The 20,334-nt window shown below is 62.1% G+C and carries 20 protein-coding genes; 9 read left to right on the top strand and 11 right to left on the bottom strand.

The window, feature by feature from the left end:
* Positions 1 to 7 precede the first annotated feature (7 nt).
* Positions 8 to 706 (bottom strand): orotidine-5'-phosphate decarboxylase, encoded by a 699-nt coding sequence (gene pyrF, locus L6D81_RS03630; RefSeq protein WP_207983661.1) that lies wholly within the window; start codon positions 704 to 706, stop codon positions 8 to 10.
* A gap of 295 nt (positions 707 to 1,001) precedes the next feature.
* On the opposite strand from pyrF, the gene L6D81_RS03625 reads away from it, so the two are divergent.
* The 3 genes from L6D81_RS03625 (at position 1,002) to xopAW (ending at position 3,531) form a co-directional block, all read left to right on the top strand.
* Entirely contained in the window at positions 1,002 to 1,751 is a 750-nt protein-coding gene (locus tag L6D81_RS03625) for a response regulator (protein ID WP_039772900.1), read from the top strand.
* Complete coding sequence (locus tag L6D81_RS03620; protein WP_236177929.1) at positions 1,751 to 2,800, top strand: ATP-binding protein; 1,050 nt, start codon at positions 1,751 to 1,753, stop codon at positions 2,798 to 2,800. The genes L6D81_RS03625 and L6D81_RS03620 overlap by 1 nt, the downstream gene beginning before the upstream one ends.
* A gap of 110 nt (positions 2,801 to 2,910) precedes the next feature.
* Positions 2,911 to 3,531 (top strand): EF-hand domain-containing protein, encoded by a 621-nt coding sequence (xopAW, locus tag L6D81_RS03615; RefSeq protein WP_236177928.1) that lies wholly within the window; start codon positions 2,911 to 2,913, stop codon positions 3,529 to 3,531.
* 668 nt (positions 3,532 to 4,199) lie between these two features.
* On the opposite strand, the gene L6D81_RS03610 is transcribed toward xopAW, so the two are convergent.
* The 9 genes from L6D81_RS03610 to L6D81_RS03570 form a co-directional block, all read right to left on the bottom strand.
* On the bottom strand, positions 4,200 to 5,240 hold the full coding sequence (locus L6D81_RS03610; RefSeq protein WP_236177927.1) for an AI-2E family transporter: 1,041 nt from the start codon (positions 5,238 to 5,240) through the stop codon (positions 4,200 to 4,202).
* 70 nt (positions 5,241 to 5,310) lie between these two features.
* On the bottom strand, positions 5,311 to 6,117 hold the full coding sequence (locus tag L6D81_RS03605; RefSeq protein ID WP_236177926.1) for a DUF4892 domain-containing protein: 807 nt from the start codon (positions 6,115 to 6,117) through the stop codon (positions 5,311 to 5,313).
* A gap of 127 nt (positions 6,118 to 6,244) precedes the next feature.
* Complete coding sequence (locus L6D81_RS03600) at positions 6,245 to 7,099, bottom strand: alpha/beta hydrolase (protein ID WP_236177925.1); 855 nt, start codon at positions 7,097 to 7,099, stop codon at positions 6,245 to 6,247.
* Positions 7,096 to 7,902: an alpha/beta fold hydrolase gene (locus L6D81_RS03595; RefSeq protein ID WP_039772855.1), complete on the bottom strand. Its 807-nt coding sequence runs from the start codon at positions 7,900 to 7,902 to the stop codon at positions 7,096 to 7,098. The genes L6D81_RS03600 and L6D81_RS03595 overlap by 4 nt, the downstream gene beginning before the upstream one ends.
* Positions 7,903 to 8,020: 118 nt before the next feature.
* Positions 8,021 to 8,464 carry a hotdog fold thioesterase gene (locus tag L6D81_RS03590; RefSeq protein WP_085610695.1) on the bottom strand — a complete coding sequence of 148 codons (444 nt, stop codon included), beginning with the start codon at positions 8,462 to 8,464 and terminating at the stop codon, positions 8,021 to 8,023.
* Positions 8,465 to 8,495: 31 nt separating this feature from the next.
* Positions 8,496 to 10,151, bottom strand: coding sequence for an AMP-binding protein (locus L6D81_RS03585; RefSeq protein WP_236177924.1), 1,656 nt, complete (start codon positions 10,149 to 10,151; stop codon positions 8,496 to 8,498).
* Positions 10,152 to 10,232: 81 nt separating this feature from the next.
* On the bottom strand, positions 10,233 to 10,685 hold the full coding sequence (sixA, locus tag L6D81_RS03580) for a phosphohistidine phosphatase SixA (RefSeq protein WP_236177923.1): 453 nt from the start codon (positions 10,683 to 10,685) through the stop codon (positions 10,233 to 10,235).
* The gene (locus L6D81_RS03575) at positions 10,682 to 11,029 is read right to left on the bottom strand and encodes a DUF4389 domain-containing protein (protein WP_236177922.1); all 348 of its coding nucleotides are present in this window, start codon (positions 11,027 to 11,029) and stop codon (positions 10,682 to 10,684) included. Before L6D81_RS03575 ends, sixA begins: the two co-directional genes overlap by 4 nt.
* Positions 11,030 to 11,047: 18 nt before the next feature.
* Positions 11,048 to 12,073, bottom strand: coding sequence for an NAD(P)H-dependent glycerol-3-phosphate dehydrogenase (locus L6D81_RS03570; protein WP_236177921.1), 1,026 nt, complete (start codon positions 12,071 to 12,073; stop codon positions 11,048 to 11,050).
* Positions 12,074 to 12,329: 256 nt separating this feature from the next.
* Between L6D81_RS03570 and L6D81_RS03565 the strand changes: the two genes are divergently transcribed.
* The 6 genes from L6D81_RS03565 to L6D81_RS03540 all read left to right on the top strand — a co-directional run bounded on the left by L6D81_RS03565 (position 12,330) and on the right by L6D81_RS03540 (position 19,686).
* Entirely contained in the window at positions 12,330 to 14,393 is a 2,064-nt protein-coding gene (locus L6D81_RS03565) for a TonB-dependent receptor plug domain-containing protein (protein ID WP_373874286.1), read from the top strand.
* A complete protein-coding gene (locus tag L6D81_RS03560) occupies positions 14,394 to 15,326 on the top strand; it encodes an ABC transporter substrate-binding protein (RefSeq protein ID WP_236177919.1) in 933 nt (310 codons plus the stop codon).
* On the top strand, positions 15,323 to 17,224 hold the full coding sequence (locus tag L6D81_RS03555) for an ATP-binding protein (protein ID WP_236177918.1): 1,902 nt from the start codon (positions 15,323 to 15,325) through the stop codon (positions 17,222 to 17,224). Before L6D81_RS03560 ends, L6D81_RS03555 begins: the two co-directional genes overlap by 4 nt.
* A gap of 247 nt (positions 17,225 to 17,471) precedes the next feature.
* On the top strand, positions 17,472 to 17,987 hold the full coding sequence (gene fabA, locus L6D81_RS03550; protein ID WP_003227150.1) for a 3-hydroxyacyl-[acyl-carrier-protein] dehydratase FabA: 516 nt from the start codon (positions 17,472 to 17,474) through the stop codon (positions 17,985 to 17,987).
* Between the two features lie 11 nt (positions 17,988 to 17,998).
* Positions 17,999 to 19,219 carry a beta-ketoacyl-ACP synthase I gene (fabB, locus tag L6D81_RS03545; RefSeq protein WP_007957797.1) on the top strand — a complete coding sequence of 407 codons (1,221 nt, stop codon included), beginning with the start codon at positions 17,999 to 18,001 and terminating at the stop codon, positions 19,217 to 19,219.
* A 278-nt stretch (positions 19,220 to 19,497) separates the two neighbouring features.
* Entirely contained in the window at positions 19,498 to 19,686 is a 189-nt protein-coding gene (locus L6D81_RS03540) for a hypothetical protein (protein WP_039772867.1), read from the top strand.
* Between the two features lie 99 nt (positions 19,687 to 19,785).
* On the opposite strand, the gene L6D81_RS03535 is transcribed toward L6D81_RS03540, so the two are convergent.
* Positions 19,786 to 20,328 (bottom strand): DUF2058 domain-containing protein, encoded by a 543-nt coding sequence (locus L6D81_RS03535; protein ID WP_011335479.1) that lies wholly within the window; start codon positions 20,326 to 20,328, stop codon positions 19,786 to 19,788.
* Positions 20,329 to 20,334 lie beyond the last annotated feature (6 nt).

Here is a 20,334-nt window from a genome sequence, read left to right as displayed (position 1 = left end):
TGATCGCTCAGGCCAGTTCGGCAACCACCGAGGCCAGTGCCTGGGCCGGATCCGCCGCCTGACTGATCGGACGGCCGATCACCAGATAGTCGGAACCGGCATCCAGCGCCTGACGCGGGGTCAGGATGCGACGCTGGTCGTCCTGGGCGCTGCCTGCCGGACGAATCCCCGGGGTCACCAGTTGCAACGACGGGTGCGCGGTTTTCAGCGCAGTGGCTTCCAGCGCCGAGCACACCAGACCGTCCATCCCGGCCTTTTCGGCCAGCGCCGCCAGACGCAGCACCTGCTCCTGCGGCTCGATGTCCAGGCCGATACCCGCCAGATCCTCACGCTCCATGCTGGTCAGCACGGTCACACCGATCAGCAACGGCTGCGGGCCGCTGCGCTTGTCCAGCTCTTCACGGCAGGCCGCCATCATGCGCAGGCCGCCGGAGCAATGAACGTTGACCATCCACACGCCCATCTCGGCCGCGGCCTTGACCGCCATCGCCGTGGTGTTGGGAATGTCGTGGAATTTAAGGTCCAGGAATACTTCAAAACCCTTGTCACGCAGGGTGCCGACGATTTCCGCGGCGCAACTGGTGAACAGTTCCTTGCCCACTTTGACCCGGCACAGCTTCGGGTCCAACTGGTCGGCCAGCTTCAGTGCGGCGTCACGGGTGGGGAAATCCAGGGCGACGATGATAGGAGTCTGGCAGGCGGACATGGATGGGCTCTCAGGCAAGTCGAAATCGGCGCGCATTGTAGCGGAACCGGCGGCGGCGCGGCACCCGATGATCGGTAAATCGTCGCGCCAACCGTGATCAGCATAGCCTTGCAGGGTATTGTGTCGAACCCGATACACAACCGACACGCCGGCAACATGCGCCCGCGCTAGCCTCGCCAGCCGCAACAAGTCCTTACAGCAGCCCTTCCCGCCTCACGGCCGGACGCCTATGCTGAAACCACAACCTCGCAGCCTATCTTTGTGGTTGGCGGCCTACTGGCAGATGAACAGCCTCATGCACAACTCCCAAGCCTCCGTGAACGACGAGCAGAAAGACGACAAGCGCTGGAGCATCCGCGCCCTGATCGTCGACGATGACGTGCCGATCCGCGAACTGATGATCGACTACCTGGCCCGTTTCAACATTCACGCCAGCGGTGTGACCGACGGCGCGGCGATGCGCCAGGCGATGCAGGCCGAACATTTCGACGTGGTGGTGCTCGACCTGATGCTGCCCGGCGAAGACGGTCTGTCGCTGTGCCGCTGGCTGCGCGCTGAATCGGACATCCCGATCCTGATGCTCACCGCCCGCTGCGAACCCACCGACCGGATCATCGGCCTGGAACTGGGCGCCGATGACTACATGGCCAAACCGTTCGAACCTCGGGAACTGGTGGCGCGGATCCAGACGATTCTGCGTCGGGTGCGCGACGACCGCAGCGAACAGCGTGCGAATATTCGCTTCGACAACTGGCGCCTGAACAGCGTCCTGCGCCAGTTGATCGCCGACGATGGCCTGGTGGTGCCGCTGTCCAACGCCGAATTCCGCCTGCTCTGGGTGTTCATCGAACGCCCCCGCCGGGTACTCAGCCGCGAACAGTTGCTGGACGCCGCCCGAGGTCGCTCGATCGAAGCCTTCGACCGCAGCATCGACCTGCTGGTCTCGCGCCTGCGGCAAAAACTCGGCGACGACCCGAAGGCCCCGCAACTGATCAAGACCGTACGTGGTGAAGGCTACCTGTTCGATGCGCGAGACATCGGCTGATGCGGGCGCGCTTCGACACGCTGTTCGGCCGCCTGTTCGGCGTGCTGTTGGTGGCGATCGTCCTGGCGCATCTGCTGGCCTTTGCCTGGTTCCGCCTCTACGGCCCGCCGCCACCGCCACCGCCACCGGAGTTCTCGCAAAACCTCGACGGTAAACAGCCGCCGCAGGATCCGCGCTACCCTCCGCGTCCGCCGCGCCCCTGGTTCGGCGGGCCGATCGTGCCGCTGACCTTCCAGTTCATCTCGCTGATCATCGCTGCCTGGTACGGCGCCAAGCTGCTGACCCGGCCGATCCAGCGTCTGAGCGACGCAGCCGCGCGCCTGAGCGAAGACCTCGACAGCCCACCGCTGGACGAAAGCGGCCCGCGGGAAGCACGGCAGGCTGCGCACACCTTCAACCTGATGCAGCAGCGCATCCGCGAACAGGTGCAGCAACGGGCGCGGATGCTCGGCGCCGTCTCCCACGACCTGCGCACTCCGCTGTCGCGGCTGAAACTGCGCCTGGAAAATATCAACGACGACAAATTGCAGGGCCAGATGCGCCAGGACCTGGACGACATGATCGGCATGCTCGACGCCACCCTGACCTACCTGCACGAACAGCGCACCAGCGAGGCCTTGCAGTTGATGGACGTGCAGGCGCTGGTCGAATCACTGTGCGAAAACGCCCAGGATCAAGGCGCCGACGTTCAGGTCAGCGGCCACTGCGCCCCGTTGCAGGTACAGCCAATGGCCCTGCGCTCGTGCATCAACAACCTGATGGACAACGCCCTGCGCTACGCCGGGCAAGCGCACATCGAACTGCAAGACCAGCGCGAACAACTGTTGATCCGCGTCATCGACCACGGCCCGGGCATCGCGGCGGACAAGCGTGAAGCGGTATTCGAGCCGTTCTTCCGCCTCGAAGGCTCACGTAACCGCAACTCTGGCGGTGTCGGCCTGGGCATGACCATCGCCCGGGAAGCGGCACAGCGCCAGGACGGACAACTGACCCTGGCAGAAACACCCGGCGGCGGCCTGACCGCCGTGATCCAACTGCCTCGCCACTGAGCCCGACTGTGTACCGGCCGGTACAAACCTCACATACCCACGACACCTTGCACCTTGAGGCTGCATAAGCCGGTACACCCACCGGTTTTCCAGTCCAAGGAGTGAGCCCGATGATCGGTAGCGTCAGCAACTACACGAGCTATACCAGCACCAGCAGCACCTCCACCCAAAACGCCCGCAGCCAGCAACTGCAGAAGGAACTGTTCGCCAGGCTCGACAGCAACGGCGACGGCGCGGTGGACCAGGACGAACTCGGCAACGGCCTGACCAGCGCCGGCAGTAGTGCCGACAGCAGCAAAATCTTCTCGGCCCTGGACAAAAACGAAGACGGCGTCGTCAGCCAGGACGAACTCGCCGCCAGCCTCACCCCACCGCCACCCCCACAAGCCTCCAGTGACGAACGCTTCAGCCAACTCGATGCAGACGGAGACGGCACTGTTACCGCCACCGAACTGAACAGCGCGTTGCAGGTCAGCGACAGCACCTCATCGAACAACACCGACACCGCCGCCGCCCTGCTCAAGGTTCTGGACAGCGACAGCAGCGGAGGCGTCAGCAGCGACGAACTGAAAGCTGCATTACAAGCAGGTCGCGAACGTCCAAGCGACGAAGAAACCGCCAGCACCCAGACCACCACTGAAGCGTTGAACCGGATGATTGCCAATCTGAGCAAGCAATACTCGCTCGAAAGCACGGCATCGGTGGGCAAGTATTTGAATGTCGCGACTTGAGATGAGGTGAAGAGGATCACTCTCGAGTCAAGACTTGAGGGTCGATTACTCTCGCTGGGTGAGTGGTTTGCTTTGGATCTGCGGTCTGTCATCAAAGCGGCCCTCACCCTAGCCCTCCCGAAACGTCGGACCGCCCAGAGAGAGAGGGACTGACCGAGGTGTTTGGGAGAGATACCCCGACGTGAGATACCGAAGTGAACTCGGGTTCTGAAACACATAAGTTCACTACTGCCCCTGCATCGACATTGGCACCAGCACCAGCATCTGCTTTCGCTTTGGCTTTGGCTTTGGCTTTGGCTTCCCACCACTCAACACAATGAGCGTTAGCTCGAGTATCGCTTTTGACGTACCGGCCCCGCTGGGAGGCTGAGTGGAGGGATTTATCCGGGGGTGGGAGCGCAGCGACCGTGCGGCGCAGCCGCATGCATCGAGAGGAGGTGCAGCGAAGCAAACCGTAGGCGATGCCCCCGGATGAATCCCGGAACGAAGGAACGCCGAGCCTCAGCGAGGGGCCGAACATTGGGGCAAGCCCTTTTGGTTCCTTTTGGGGCGTTTGCCAAAAGGGACTCGCTGTAAAAGCGAAACCGCCAGCGGCAACACCCGAAGAAACGGATATTCACCCAATCCCAAAGAGCCTGGTCGGCCCAAAGGCCGCCAAGTCCAAAGCCTCAAACCCGAGCCTGACTCTTACTCCAATCCGTCAACAAACTATAAGCCACCGCCAAAAGCGTAGGCCCGATAAACAACCCGATAAACCCAAACGCAATCAACCCGCCAAACACCCCGAGCAACACAATCACCAACGGCAGATTCCCGCCCCGGCTGATCAGATACGGCTTGAGCACGTTATCCACGCCACTGATGATGAACGTCCCCCAGATCCCGAGAAACACCGCCATCCCGTACTCGCCCTTCCAGGCCAGCCACGCCGTGGCCGGAATCCACACCAGCGGCGGCCCCATCGGAATCAGGCTGAGCAGGAACGTCACGATCCCCAGCACCAGCGCCCCCGGCACCCCGGCAATCAGGAACCCGATCAGCGCCAGCACCGCTTGCGCCGCCGCCGTACCGATCACCCCGTTGACCACCCGTTGCACGGTACCGGCCACCAGATCGATGTAGTACCCGGCCCGGTCACCGATCAGGCGCACCAGCAAACTGTGCACGAATGCCGCCAGCCGCGGCCCGTCGCGGTAGAAAAAGAACACGAAGACAATGCTCAGGGTCAGCTCGAGAATCCCGCTGCCGATCTGCGCACTGCGCGCCAATAACCAGTTGCCGACCTGCCCCAGATAAGGCTTGACCGTCACCATCAGCGCCGCGCCCTGCTGATCGATGCTGTTCCAGATCGCTACCAGCCGTTCGCCCACCAATGGCACGCCACCCAGCCAGCTCGGTGCCTCGGGCAGCCCGTCGACCTGCACATCCTTGATGAAGGCCGTGGCATCACGCACGTGATCGGCCAGGTTAAAGCCGAGCCACACCAGCGGCCCCGCCACCAGCAACATCCAGCCCATGGTCAGCACCAGCGCCGCCAGGGATTCCCGCCCATTGAGCCAGCGGGTCAGCAAACGCATCAGCGGCCAACTGGCGAACGCCAGCACCGCGCCCCAGAACAGCGCCGACCAGAACGGCGCCATTACCCAGAAACTGGCACCAAACAGCACCAGCAACAGGATCTGCACCAGCAGACGATCATTATTGGGCATGTGAAATCTCAAAAAAAATCAGTCAGGCCAAGAGTAGGCGAACACGTCGAGCGTGTCCGCCAAAGACACCTTATCGCAACAGATCGATGCGCAGACTCTCGCCGTCGACACTGCCGGTTTCCATTCGCGCGGCGCGCACGCCCTGCCCAATCAGCGCCTGACGCCAGGCCTCGGCTTTCGGCCCGGACACCGCCACCCGCAAGGTGGTGTCGAGGTTCAGGCCACGGGACAGCAAGCGCAACCAGGTCGCATCCGGATCGCCGGTCAGCTCTGGAAAATCCAGCTCGCCAGTGCTTTTCAGTTCCCGCAGCAGCGTGGCCGAGGTCGGCAGCAACTCACCGAGCGGTGCCAGCGCCTCGAACTGTTCGACATGCAGATAGGCTTTGCGATTGCCACGGGTGATGCTGTACAGCGCCACCAGCGTGTTGTCGCGCGGGGCCGCGAGCCTCAACAGCAGATAGGCCTGCTGCTCGTCGGCACCGTACAGCTTGGCGTTGCCGAACACCTCGTTGGCCCACAGGCTGCTCTCGCCGCAGTCCCGGGCCTGGCACCAGAACAACAACTGGGCATCCTGTTTTTGCAGGGCTTCGCGAGCGAGCGTGAAGGCTTCGGTGGCGGAATGTTCCGGCGGCAACTCATAGGTCACCGAGGTGGTTTGCCCCCGGGCGCTGACCTGACCGTCGAAACGCAACCGCCCGCTGATCTTGCGGATCGAGCCGAGCGGATAGATCCGCTCCAGCTCCACGGCGGGGCGATAGTCGACGATCTGCGCATCGGCCAGACGCGGCACGATCGGCAGATCCTGACTGCCCGGCAGGTCGGCAGCCAATAGAAAGGGGCTGAAACAGCACAGCGCCAGCAGACTGATAGATCGCATGGACAGGCTCATCGCAGGGGCATGGCCTGGGTGCCTTGAGGGCAGTTCGAAGTCGCAGCGGTGTAGAAATCCATCTTGGTTGTCTCCCATTTCAACCTGACCAGCCTCGACAGTTGCCGGGAGCAAGTCAAGGAATGGCGAAGAACCGATTGAAACAGTCTGCGACAAGGTCGGCCCCGGCCTCATCGTTCAGGTGCAGATGGTGCCCGCCCGGCAGCTGTGTCCGGTCAAAGGGTAGACGCTCCAGCAGCTCCGGATGTTTGGCGAGCATGCCGTCGGCGGCGACCACCAATTGCGCGGGACAGGCAATGCGCTGCACGAACGCCATCGCCTGTTCCTGGGTCAGACGCAGCGGCGATGGCAAGGTCAGGCGGTTGTCGGTGCGCCAGGTGTACCCACCGGGTACCGGCATCAGTCCGCGTTGCGCCAGCAGTTCGGCGGCTTCGCGACTGACCGCCACCAGCCCTTTCATGCGCGCCTCGATGGCCCGGTCGAGGGTGTTGTAGACCGGTTTGCGCTTTTCCCGAAGATCGAGCTGCGCCTGTAAGGCCATGCCCATGCGCTCGGCGGCGTTTTCGCCTTTGTCGGTAGGAGGAATCACCCCGTCGATCAACGCCAGATGAGTGATGCGTTCGGGGAGCGAACCGGCCAGCACCAGCGAAACAATGGCGCCCATGGAATGCCCGAGCAGGCCGAAACGTTTCCAGCCCAGTTGCTCGGCGACCTGCAGCACGTCATGGGCGTAATCCCACAGTGCGTAACCGGCGCCGTTCGGCCGGTGCCCGGAATGCCCGTGACCGGCCATGTCCAGCGCCACGACGCGCAAACCTTTGAGCTTCGGCGCCAGTCGGGCGAAGCTGTTGGCGTTGTCCAGCCAGCCGTGCAGGGCCATCACCGGCAAGCCGTCTTCCGGGCCGAACAGGTGCGCCGCCAGTTCGATATGGGGCAGGCTCAGGCGCACTTCTTCGACAGCGGTGTTCATGCGCAATCCTTGTCTTGCCGGCGCTCCCAGCGATTGAACAGGTTCTTCAGTAACTGTGCGGTGTCCTGCGGGCGCTCAAGTGGAAACATATGACCGCCAGGCACAGTCAGCGACTCGCCCTGAGGCAGGCGTCCGACGAAGCGGGTGTGGTGGTTCATGACGACGCGGCTCTTGTGCCCGCGCACCACCGCCAGCGGCACTTTCAATTGCCGGGTATGCGCAGGACTGGTGTGCGGCACGCCGCGATAGATGCTGATCTCGGTCGCAGGATCGAAGCGCAGGCGCAATTTGTCGCCGACCTTGTGCAAACCGTGTTGCAGATAGGCATCGAAACATTCCGGATCAAAGCTGCGGAACAATGTCTTGCCGGCAAAATAGCCACGGGCGCTGTCCAGGTCGGCAAACTCTTCGCGCCGTCCCAGCGTGCGGCCGGCCGGGGTCAGTTTGTCGATGAAACCAAAGCGCTTGGCGGCGCGGATCACCCATTGATCGGTGCGGGTCAGCACCGGCGAATCGAGCATCACCACACCCCGATACAGTTCAGGGCAACGCAGTGCGGCGTGCAAATGCAGCATGCCGCCGAAGGAATGGCCCACGCCCCACACCGGTTCATCTTGCTGTTGAAGATGATGGATGAGTTCATCGACCAAGTGGTACCAGTTGTCGCCCGCCGGAAAACGCGGGTCATGGGCGTGTTGTTCCAGATGCGCAACCCGGTACTCGGGCGCCAGCGCCGCGAACAGTTTGCCGTAGGTGCCCGAAGGGAAACCGTTGGCGTGGGCGAAGAAGATCGGTTGCGACATACCGGCAAATCCATGAGCGGAAAACAGGCGTTGATTGTCCGTAAGACGGCGTCTCACAGCAATGACCGTAACTGCCAGGAATGATGACAGTCCGGTCAGGGCTATGACGGTTCGGCCATCAACGCGCCGGCGGTTGCTCTCCCAGCGGGACCACTGCCATGGTCAGGCGCGACACACAGCTGGCCTTGCCTTCATCACTGGTCAGACGGATATCCCAGACGTGGGTGGTACGGCCAATGTGGATCGGTTTGGCCACCGCCGTCACCCGCCCGCTGCGCAGGCCACGCAAGTGGTTGGCGTTGATTTCCAGGCCCACGCAATAGAACTTGCTGGCGTCGATGCACAGGTAACTGGCCATTGAGCCGACGGTCTCGGCCAGCACCACCGAGGCGCCGCCATGCAGCAGGCCGTAAGGCTGATGGGTGCGATGGTCGATGACCATGCTGGCCGTCAGCGATTCCTCGTCGAAAGCTTCGAAGCGGATGTCCAGCACTTCGCCGATGGTGTTTTTCTGGATTGCGTTCAACTGCTCGATGTTCGGAGTGGTGCGCCACAAGGTCATCGCAGGCTTCCTTTGTTGTTTTGATCGACGCTCAATCCTGCCACAGCACCGCCTCGCTGCGCTCGCTCCATTCTTCGAAACGCGCCCCGTAGGTGTCTTCGATAATGTTGCGTTTGATTTTCAGGGTCGGCGTGAGGAACCCGTTCTCCACCGCCCAGCTGTCCTTGACCACCACCAGCCGACGCAGGCGCTCGTGCTTGTCGAGCACGGCGTTGACCTCCTCCAGCAGTTTTTCCAGGCTCGAATGCAGCGGCGCGCGGGGCTCTTCCCGGCCCACGGCGGAAAGTACGCACAACCCCAGCGGCGCACTCAGGCCATCGCCGACCACGCAGACCTGCTCGATCCGCGAATGCACCGCCAGCCGGTTTTCGATCGGTGCCGGGGCGACGTACTTGCCCTTGCTGGTCTTGAAGATTTCCTTGAGCCGCCCGGTCAGGCGCAAACGCCCTTCGGCGTCCTGCTCACCCTTGTCGCCGGTGCGCAGGAAACCGTCTTCGGTGAGGGTTTCGGCGGTTTTCTGCGGCTCCTTGAAATAGCCGAGCATGTTCGCCTGGCTGCGCACCTGCACTTCGCCGGACTCATCGATCCGCACTTCCACGTCAGGACATGGCCGACCGATCCAACCCTCCATGTATTGCCCCGGCAGGCAGATGTGCGAATAACCGCAGCTTTCGGTCATGCCGTAGACCTCCAGCACGTCGAGTCCCAGCTTCTGGTACCAACGCAACAAGGTCAGCGGCACCGGTGCCGCACCGGACAACGCCACACGCAGGGCATCCAGCCCCAACCCCGCCAACACCTTGTGGCCGATCCGTTTGCCAATGAAAGGCAGACCGAGCAGCAAATCCAGGCGTTTCGCCGGGATCTTGCTGTAGACACCCATCTGGAACTTGGTCCAGATCCGCGGCACCCCGAACATCGCCGTCGGCCGCGCCCGCTTGAGATCGTCGAGAAAGGTGTCGAGGCTTTCAGCGAAAAACACCGTCTGCCCGGTATAGATCGACGCCAGTTCGACGAACATCCGCTCGGCGACATGACACAGCGGCAAGTACGACAGCAGCCGGTCGCTCTCATTGAGCCCGAACAGCTGCGTGCCGCGCGTCGTCGCGAAACCGAGATTGGCGAAACTGTGCATCACGCCCTTGGGCAGGCCGGTGGTGCCGGAGGTGTAAATGATGGTCGCCAGTTGCTCGGCGGCGGGACGCGGGTCGTCCTGGATCGGCGAGCTGCGTTGCAGGTCATACCAGTTGAAATCGAACGTGCCCGGCGGATGCAGCGGCAGGCTGACGGTGGTCAGGCCGGCCGGTACGCCCGCTGACATGCCCGGCCAGTCATCGAGCTTGCCGATGAACGCCAGCACGCTTTCCGAGTGGGTGAGCACCTGATTCACGGATTCGGCGGTGAGGTTCGGATAGAGCGGCACCGAGACATGCCCGGCCATCCAGATCGCCAGGTCAGCGATGATCCAGTGCGCGCAGTTTTTCGAGATCAGGGCGATGTGGCTGCCTGGCGGCAACTCCCGGGAGCGCAACCAATGCGCGGCACAGCGGGCCTGATGGCCGACGTCGGCCCAGGTCAGTGTCTCGACTTGCCCGCCGCCGATCGGCTGCACCAGAAAACGCTGACGCGGGTGCCGGGCCTCGCGTTCGTAAAACACGTCCAGCGGCAAACGGAAGGCGGAAGACATTCGACTCGCTCCTGTTTTTTGGTCTGGAGCAAGCGTAGTCAACCAAGCAAGTGCTTGGTTGAGTATTTCATACAAAAAATTTCAGGGATGTTTAAGGCTGTTGAGCGTCATCGAGCCGATCAGCAACTCGCTGTGTTCGAGCTCGGCCAGCCCGGCGGTGCTGACCTTTTCCGGCGGATAGCCCGCACCGTGTTGCAGGTAGCTGAGCAGATTACCGATCAGAGGATTGTGGCTGACCAGCAGCACGTTGCTCACCGACACCAGTTGCTCGGCGACCTTGTCCGGATCGGTTTCCGGGGTCAGCCACTCCACCGTGCGGATCTCCGGCTCGAATCCCAGCGCTTCGCGCACCAGTTGCGCCGTCTGCTGTGCCCGCAGGTACGGGCTGGCATAGATCGCCGTCAGCGGCTGGCCCATCAAACGGGCCGCGCTGCTCAACACTTCCTGGCGACCGTGGTCGGTCAGTTCCCGCTCGGAATCGGGGCGCGAGCCGTAGGGCTCGGCCTCACCGTGACGCAATACCCAGAGTTTCATAGCTTGGGTTCCTCATCCCGGGCCGGATGTGGTGCCGGCGCGACAACGTGTGGCGCTTCACCTTCCGGGGTACGTGGCGCCGGCCAGTCGGCGAACGGCCAGGGTTTCTGGTCGCTGTGGAAACTGCCGAAACGGCCGATCTGCGCCAGAAACTGGCTCAGGCTGTCGCCGAAATTCATCAGGCTGGCGCTCGGGGCGCCATAGATCAAACGATAGATCAACTGCACCAGCACCAGCGCGCCGAGGATGAACTGCGCCACCTGCCAGACCAGAATGTAAACAATCATCCACAACACCCGCAGGAGAATGGATTCATATTTGGCTTCGGTTTTCGGATCGTTCATGGCCTGCTCCCTGCTGAATCAGTTGAAACCACTGGTGGAAATAAAGTCGACATCGGTTTTCGGCTCGGCACGCATCAGCAGACCGATCACCTGCTCAAGCGTGCGCCCTTCGAACAGGATTGCATGCAGGCCAGCGACCAGCGGCATGTACACGCCGACCTCCTGGGCCTTGGCCTTGAGCACTTTCAGGGTGTTGACGCCTTCGGCCACCTCACCCAGGCGCGACACCGCTTCGTCAAGGCTCAAACCCTGGCCAAGGGCGAAACCGACCTGGTAGTTGCGGCTTTTCGGCGATGAGCAGGTGACGATCAGGTCGCCGACCCCGGCCAGACCGAGGAAGGTCATCGGGTTGGCGCCCTGATTCACCGCAAACCGGGTCATCTCGGCCAGGGCGCGGGTGATCAGCATGCTCTTGGTGTTCTCGCCCATTTCCAGCGCCACCGCCATGCCGGCGATGATCGCGTAGACGTTTTTCAGTGCCCCGCCCAGCTCCACGCCGAAACGGTCGGCGCTGGCGTAGACGCGGAACGTCCGGCCATGCAGCGCGGCCTGCACGGCCTTGCACAGTTCTTCGTCTTCGCTGGCGACCACGGTGGCGGTCAGTGCGTGCTCGGCGATCTCCCGCGCCAGGTTCGGCCCGGACAGCACGCCGATGCGCGCCTGCGGGGCGATCTCTTCGAGAATCTGGCTCATCAGTTTGAACGTGTGAGCTTCGATGCCCTTGGTCAGGCTGACCAGCATCTTGCCGCTCAAACGATTGGCGTGCGCCGCCAACACCGTGCGCAGCGCGCTGGACGGCAGCGCGACGAAACACAAATCGCAGGCGTCGAGGGTTTCCTGCAGGTCGGTGACCGCGGTCACGCCGGGCAGAATCTTGATGCCTTTGAGGTAACGCGGGTTCTCGCGATTGACCCGGATGGCCTCGGCCTGCTCGGGGTCACGCATCCACTGCCGGACTTGATGGCCGTTCTCGGCCAACAGATTGGCCACGGCGGTACCGAAACTTCCGCCTCCCAGGACCGCAATCGGGCGCTGTTCAGTCATATGTAATCCGTTAATCCATACCAGTGGCGATGCCGGCATTATACGGAGCGTCCCCTTCTCGGACAGCCCCGGCGTCAATTACCCGCACTTGTAGGAAGAAGACCAATAAAACCGAGGAAAATGCCTGCAACGTGACTGGAAAAGTCGTCGACCTCGGTTAACATGCGCGCCAATTCTTTGCTATCAAGGCTGCGTCGTGTTTTCTGGCCCCCCTTCCCCGCGTTCGTCCCTGCTGCTGGCGCTGCTGTTCAGCCCGATGCTGCTGGCGGACGACCTGTTCGTCGACAGTGAGGCCTTGCCGCAGATCCTGACCGCCACTCGCCTGAAACAGTCACCGGCGGAAGTCCCGGGCAGCATGACCGTGCTCGACAGCGAACTGATTGCCGCCAGCGGTGCCCGGGACATCAGTGAACTGCTGCGCCTGGTGCCGGGGATGATGGTCGGCAACATCAGCGGCAATCAGGCGGCGGTGAACTACCACGGGACCAACGCCAGCGAAGCCCGGCGCATGCAGGTATTGATCGACGGCCGCTCGGTGTACCGCGCCGGTCTGGCGACCGTGGACTGGAGCGACATCCCGGTGGCCATGGAAGACATCGAGCGCATCGAAGTCTTTCGCGGGCCGAACACCGTCAGCTACGGCGCCAACGCGCTGATGGCAGTGGTCAACATCATCACCCGCAACCCGGCGGACAGCCACGGCACACGACTGAAGCTGACGCGCGGCCAGCGCGGCATCAACGACTTCTATGCCAGCCAGAGCACCGGCTGGAATGGCGGCGACCTGCGTCTGTCGCTGTCTGGCCAGGAAGACGACGGCTTCGACAGTGACCGTACCGGCGCCGATTACCGCGACAACCGCCGCCTGAACCGCTTCAGCCTCGCGGTCAGCCAGACCCTGAGCGACAACCAGAGTCTGGACTGGCAGGTCAACGCCAAGGACGGGACCAATCAACGGCCTTACACCTACCGACCGGTGTTCTCCGGGATTACCGCTGCCGGGAACAATTCCGACGTGGTTGCCAAGGACTACGCCGGTTCGGTGCGCTGGAATCTGGACCTCAATCCCGATCACAGCCTTTACGTGCAAGGCTCGGCGCAACACTGGGATCGCCAGCAGACCTGGCGCGCCTGCGACGCCGAAGTGTCGTTCAGCCCGCAATTGACCGAGCTGTGGCAACTCAACCCGAACTACACCGAACGCCTGGCCCGCAACATGACTTTGTTCACCGGCCCCGGCGCCCCCGCCGGTACGCCGCAGGAAATGACCCTGGCCAATCAGGTGCTGGATCAGTGGCGCAACGGCGCGCGCCAGACACTGTGCGGCGACATCGACCAGAGTGCCCGGGAATCGCGCTACGACCTGGAATTGCAGGACACCCTCAGCCTGTCCGATAGCCTGCGTCTGGTCAGCGGCCTGAACTATCGTTACGACCGGGCCGATTCCGAGACCTATTTCAACGGCACGCTGGACGACACCACCTGGCGCGCCTTCGGCCAGCTGGAATGGCGCGCCAGCGAACACTGGCTGTTGCAGGGCGGCGCCATGTTCGAAGACACGCAATTGATCGGCAGCTCGCTGACGCCGCGGTTTGCGGTCAACTACCTGTTCAACCCGCGCCACAGCCTGCGCGCGGTGTATTCGGAAGCCATCCGTTCGCCGGACATGTTCGAGAACAACGTCAACTGGAGTTATCAGGTGACCAACCTGCGGCCCGCCGCCTATGGCCAGTCTTCGGCCCGCTACTTCGTCAAGACCCGGGGCCCCGGCGATCTCGACCAGGAACACATGCGCTCGCGGGAACTGGGCTACAACGGCTACTTCCCGGAGTGGGGCCTGGCGCTGGACGTGAAACTGTTCTACGACGAAATCACCGGGATGATCAGCGAGCCGCTGCGCAACAATCAGTACATCGCCAGCAACGCCAACGATTCGCGCTTTCGCGGTACCGAAACCCAGTTGGATTGGCGCCTGAGTACAGCCGATCGGCTGCGCCTGACCTATGCCTTCGTCGACGCCGAGGCGAGCAATCCGCTGGATCAGCAATTCACCGCGCGCAACAGCGGCTCGGCAGGCTGGCTGCGCGATTGGGGCCACGGCTGGAACAGCGCCCTCTTCTATTACGGTGACAACGCGCTCAACGGTTACCGCTTCGAGCGGGTCGACACGCGGATCGCTAAACGCATCGCCCTGGGCAAGGCCCAACTGCAACTGGCCGGCGTGCTGCAACAACGCCTCGACCATGAGCCGACCACCTTCGTCGACAACAATTACGACGAACGCCGCGTGGTGTATTTCAGCGCCGAGCTGGAGTTCTAGATGCGTTACGCCATGTCACGGAAGATGCCAACGCTCGGCCAATGGCTGGCCGGGCTCTGTCTGTTCCTGACAGCGTGGCTGCATGGCATGGCGGTGCAGGCGGCCGACATTCTTCTGACTGGCGCCGAAGAAAGCCCCGGGGTGCAATCGTTCGTCCAGGCCCTGAGCGAGCTGCGCCCCACCGACCGCGTGCATTTCCAGCCGCTGGCCAGCCTGCCGGCGCCGGGCAAGTTGCCGTCGAGTCTGCGCCTGATCCTGCTGGATCTGCCGAGCCTTGACTGGCGCATGCAGGAAACCCAGGGCCCGGCGACGTTGGTCCTGCGCATCAGCCGCTTGCAGGCCCGACAACGCTTCGGCGACGCGCAACCGTCCCACTTGAGCCTGCTGTGGGCCGATCCGCCGCTGAGTCGTCAGTTGCAATTGATCCGGCGGATTCTGCCCCAGGCCCGGAGAGTCGGCGTGCTGTTCGATCAGCACAGTGAGTTCCTGCTCAAGGAGCTTCAATCGGCCGCCCAGCCGCTGAATCTGCAAATCGTCCCGCAACGCTGGGACAACACCCACGACAGCCGCCCCTTGCAGACTGTACTCAAAGCCAGCGACGTGCTGCTGGGCCTCGACGACCCCGATCTGTACAACCCGAAAACCGCGAAGAACCTGTTGCTCAGCAGTTACTCTCGGCAACTGGCGCTGGTCGGGCCGAATGTCGCGTTCGTCCGTGCCGGTAGTCTGGCCAGTGCCTACAGCGATCAGAACGATTGGCTGGCTGTGCTCGACGAACTGCTGGACCGGCCACCGGCCACCTGGCCGCGCACGCTCTACCCCGGGCGTTTCAAAGTCTCAAGTAATGCGCAGGTGGCTCGTTCCTTAGGGATAGAACCGATCAATGAAGCGTCTGTTGCCGCAGAGCTGGCCGAAGGAGAGCGCCGCCCATGATTTTCCGCCGTTGGGACATCAACACCCGCACCCAGTTGATCAGCCTGGGCCCTGCGCTGTTGCTGACCTTGCTGCTGATCAGCTTTTTCACCTTCGTACGCATTCAGGATTTGCGTCAGGAACTGAACCACACCGGCCAGTTGATCGCCAACCAGCTTGCACCGGCCACCGAATACGGGGTGATTTCCGGCAACAACGAAGTCCTGGAAAGTCTGCTCAAGGCCACGCTGGCCACGCCGAACGTGCGGTTTCTGGAAGTGCAGGACAGCGCCAACCGGATTCTCGCTTACGTCGAACAACCGGCGGATGCGCACAATCGTCCGCATCAGGTCGAAGTGTTCCAGGCGCCGGTGCGGCTGCAACGCATCGCCTTGCACAACGATTTTTTTCAGGACGGCAAGAGCAGCCCCGGCGTGTCCAGCGAAGATTATCTGGGGCGGGTGATCGTCGGCCTGTCCAACGATGCCTTCAGTCAGCGGCAACAGGAGATTTTGCTCAAGGCCGGGATTCTCGCGTTGTTCGCCCTGCTCTTCACGTTTGTGCTGGCGCGGCGACTGGCTGGCAGTCTGTCACAGCCGATTCGCGACATCGGCAATGCCGTCAAGGCGATTCAGGAGGGCGACTACAAGACCCCGTTGCCGATTGTCGATGACACCGAGCTGGGCGCCCTGTCCCAGCACATCAATAACCTGGCCCAGGCGCTGGAACAGGCCAGCCGCGAGCAGCATCAGGCGATGGCGCAACTGATCCAGACCCGCGAAGAGGCGGAAAAGGCCAACAATGCCAAATCGGATTTCCTGGCGATGATGAGCCATGAGCTGCGCACTCCGATGAACGGCGTGCTGGGCATGCTGCAGTTGCTGGAAACCACCGACATGACCGAGGAGCAGGTCGAGTACGCGGCGCTGGCTTCCGAGTCCACCGAGCACTTGCTCAAGGTGATCAACGACATTCTGGACTTCTCGCGCATCGAGCGTTCGGAACTCGAGCTGGAGCACATTCCGTTCAACCTCGCCGACCTGATCGGCGCCTGCGCCCAGTCGTTCCAGCACAGCGCCGCGCAACGCGGACTGGCCCTGCAACTGCGGATTCCCGAAGACATGCGCGACTTGCAGGTACAGGGCGATCCGACACGGATCCGGCAGATTCTGGTCAACCTGGTCGGCAATGCGCTGAAGTTCACCGAACAGGGGAGCGTCAGTATCGAGGCGCAGTGGCAATCGCTGGATCATGAGTTGCTGTGGTTCACCTGCGCGGTGCGTGACAGCGGCATCGGCATTTCGTCAGAGAGCCTGGAGCTGATGTTCAACGCGTTCCAGCAGGCTGACAGCTCGATTTCCCGTCGCTATGGCGGCACCGGTCTGGGCCTGCCGATTGCCCGCACCCTCGCCGAGCGGATGGGCGGCACCTTGCGCGCCCAGAGTGAAGAAGGTCGCGGCTCGGTGTTCACCCTGGAAATACCCCTGGCTCTATATAAGCAGGCACTGCCTGCACTGGCGGCACCGCGCACACTGAACGGCGCCAGTCACGGCGAAGGACGCAACGTGTTGCTGGTCGAGGACAACCCGGTCAACCAGACCGTGATCGAAGCCATGCTGCGCAGCCTCGGCTTTACCGTCAGTGTCGCCACCGATGGCGTGCAGGCGGTGCGCAGTGCCGGGGACAGCCGTTTCGAAGCGATCCTGATGGATTGTCGCCTGCCGCTCATCGACGGTTACGAGGCGACCCGACAGATCCGCCGCCTGCCCGGCTGCGGCCAGGTGCCGATCATTGCCCTGACCGCCAATGCGTTGCAGGGCGACCGGGAAAACTGCCTGTCGGCGGGCATGAACGATTACCTGGCCAAGCCCTTCAAACGCAATGACCTGCAGCAGATTCTGCAGCGCTGGGTGCAGTAGAGAGGCCTTTTCGAGCATCTGCGACTGGCGTGAAAAGCGAAAGTGCGGCAGTCTTAGGCACCCGAACGGGCCTCAAAAGGGGCTTGATTAAAAATTTCAGTGCACAAGTGTACATTCATGTCCTTGGTGCTGTGACTTTCACCACAACGCAATAGTCTATGAGTAGGCTGCCGGTTCGAGGCATGAACGCGTCGATCGGCCGGGAAGATTTGCCCCACCTGCCGCATGGGATTATTGAGGAGCTCGCATGACCAAACAAAACGCCTTTACTCGGGAAGACCTGCTGCGCTGCAGTCGCGGTGAGCTGTTCGGCCCAGGTAACGCGCAACTGCCCGCCCCGAACATGCTGATGGTGGATCGCATCACCCTGATCAGCGAAGAAGGCGGCAAGTACGGCAAAGGTGAATTGGTCGCCGAGCTGGATATCAACCCTGACCTGTGGTTCTTCGCGTGCCACTTCGAAGGCGATCCGGTGATGCCGGGCTGCCTGGGTCTGGACGCCATGTGGCAACTGGTCGGCTTTTTCCTGGGCTGGCAAGGCCTGCCAGGCCGCGGCCGTGCGCTGGGTTCGGGCGAAGTGAAATTCTTCGGCCAGGTCTTGCCGACCGCCAAGAAAGTCACCTACAACATTCATATCAAGCGCGTCCTCAAGGGCAAGCTGAACCTGGCCATCGCCGACGGTTCGGTGACTGTCGACGGTCGCGAAATCTACACCGCCGAAGGCCTCCGCGTCGGCGTGTTCACCTCCACTGACAACTTCTAAGGGTTATTCGCATGCGCCGCGTCGTTATCACTGGTCTGGGCATCGTTTCGTGCCTGGGCAATGACAAAGAGACCGTCTCCGCTAACCTGCGTGCAAGCCGCCCTGGCATCCGGTTCAACCCGGAATATGCTGAAATGGGTCTGCGTAGCCAGGTTTCCGGCTCCATCGACCTCAACCTTGAAGAGCTGATCGATCGCAAGATCTATCGCTTCGTCGGCCACGCAGCGGCTTACGCCTACCTGGCCATGAAAGACGCCATCGCCGACTCTGGCCTGACCGAAGAGCAGGTGTCCAACCCGCGTACCGGCCTGATCGCAGGTTCCGGTGGCGCGTCGACCCTGAACCAGATGGAAGCGCTGGACATCCTGCGCGAGAAAGGCGTCAAGCGCGTCGGCCCATACCGTGTAACGCGGACCATGAGCAGCACCGTTTCGGCTTGCCTGGCCACCCCGTTCAAGATCAAGGGCCTGAACTACTCCATCGCTTCTGCCTGCGCCACCAGTGCTCACTGCATCGGTACCGCCATGGAACAGATTCAGATGGGCAAGCAGGACATCGTGTTCGCCGGCGGCGGTGAAGAAGAACACTGGAGCCAGTCGTTCCTGTTCGACGCCATGGGCGCCCTGTCCAGCAAGCGCAACGACACCCCGGAACAAGCCTCCCGCGCCTACGACGCCGACCGTGACGGTTTCGTCATCGCCGGTGGTGGCGGCATGGTCGTGGTCGAGGAGCTGGAACACGCTCTGGCCCGTGGTGCGAAGATCTACGCGGAAATCGTTGGCTACGGCGCGACGTCCGACGGCTACGACATGGTGGCTCCAAGCGGCGAAGGCGCCATCCGCTGCATGCAGCAGGCGCTGTCCACCGTCGACACCCCGATCGACTACCTGAACACCCACGGCACTTCGACTCCGGTCGGCGACGTCGCGGAAATGAAAGGTGTGCGTGAAGTGTTCGGCGACAAGGCCCCGGCCATCAGCTCCACCAAGAGCCTGTCGGGTCACTCCCTGGGCGCCGCCGGCGTTCACGAAGCGATCTACTGCATGCTGATGATGGAAGGCAACTTCATCGCCGGTTCGGCCAACATCGACGAACTGGACCCTGAAGTGGCCGATTTGCCGGTGCTGACCAAGACCCGCGAGAACGCCACCATCAATACCGTGATGAGCAACAGCTTCGGCTTCGGTGGCACCAATGCCACCCTCGTGCTGAAGCGTTGGGAAGGCAAGTAATTCCCTTCCGCCAAGCCGCACATGAAAACGCCCCGACTGGTTCGGGGCGTTTTTTTTCGCCTGGAGAAAAGCATTTTCAGCGGCGCCAAGATGAAACGTTTGTCATGCAACTTACCGCCCTGCGACTGAATGTCGCGGTTTCTGCGGGCTCCAGCGCTGTTGCAGATTTCGCAAGAATACATTGCACAAATCGGGCGTTTACTTAGCAGACTAACAAATTCTATAACGGAGTCCTGCACACGCCTTGCTGCAGATAACTTGAGATTTGGAGCTAGCAGATGACTGTAAAAGTAACTGAACGCGACGATTCACACATGTCCCATGAAGGCGTAGCCGCCGGCGTACGGATCTGGGATGTGCATCAACAAGACTTGCTGGTCGGCATGTTCCACAACGAGATCGACGCCCACAACTACAAGGCCGAACTGGAACTGCAGGAACAGCAGCGGGACCGGAAATCCGCCTGAAGCCAAACCACAGCATTGAAAACGACAAACCCCGCCATGAGTGCGGGGTTTGTCGTTATCGGGCATTTCAGGGCCGCTTCACAGCCCGGCAAAACCCGCTTACCACATCAGATCATCAGGGATCACATAGGCCGCGTACGGATCGTCCTCGGCATTGACCTCCTCGACCTTCTCGTTGAGCTGCACGATGCGCTGTGGATCACGCTCCTGGATCTTCAGGGCCGCCTCACGAGGAATCACTTCGTAGCCGCCGGCATGGTGCACGATCGCCAGCGAGCCGCTGCTGAGCTTGTTGCGCATCAGCGTGTTGACCGAGATGCGCTTGACCTTCTTGTCGTCGACGAAGTTGTAGTAATCCTCGGTCGTCAGCTTCGGCAGCCGCGAGACCTCGATCAACTGCTTGACCTGCGCAGCGCGGGCCTTGGCTTCCGCCTTTTCCTGCTGCTGACGGTTCAGCTCCTGGTCGCGCTTGACCTTCTCGGCCATGGCCTCCTGGGCGGCGCGTTGCTGGGAGTCATCCAGTTCGATCTGGCCTTTGTGGGCCAGGCGCTGTTGTTTCTGTTTGTCTTTGCTGACCTGCTTGGCCTGCTTTTGGTTGACCAGTCCTGCCTTGAGCAACTGGTCGCGAAGGGAAAGGCTCATTGATGC

Source organism: Pseudomonas sputi, from assembly GCF_021603585.1.
In the GTDB taxonomy this organism is placed as follows: domain Bacteria; phylum Pseudomonadota; class Gammaproteobacteria; order Pseudomonadales; family Pseudomonadaceae; genus Aquipseudomonas; species Aquipseudomonas sputi.
Note: the sequence above shows the minus strand (reverse complement) of the source record. Positions and strands in the feature narration are given on the sequence as shown.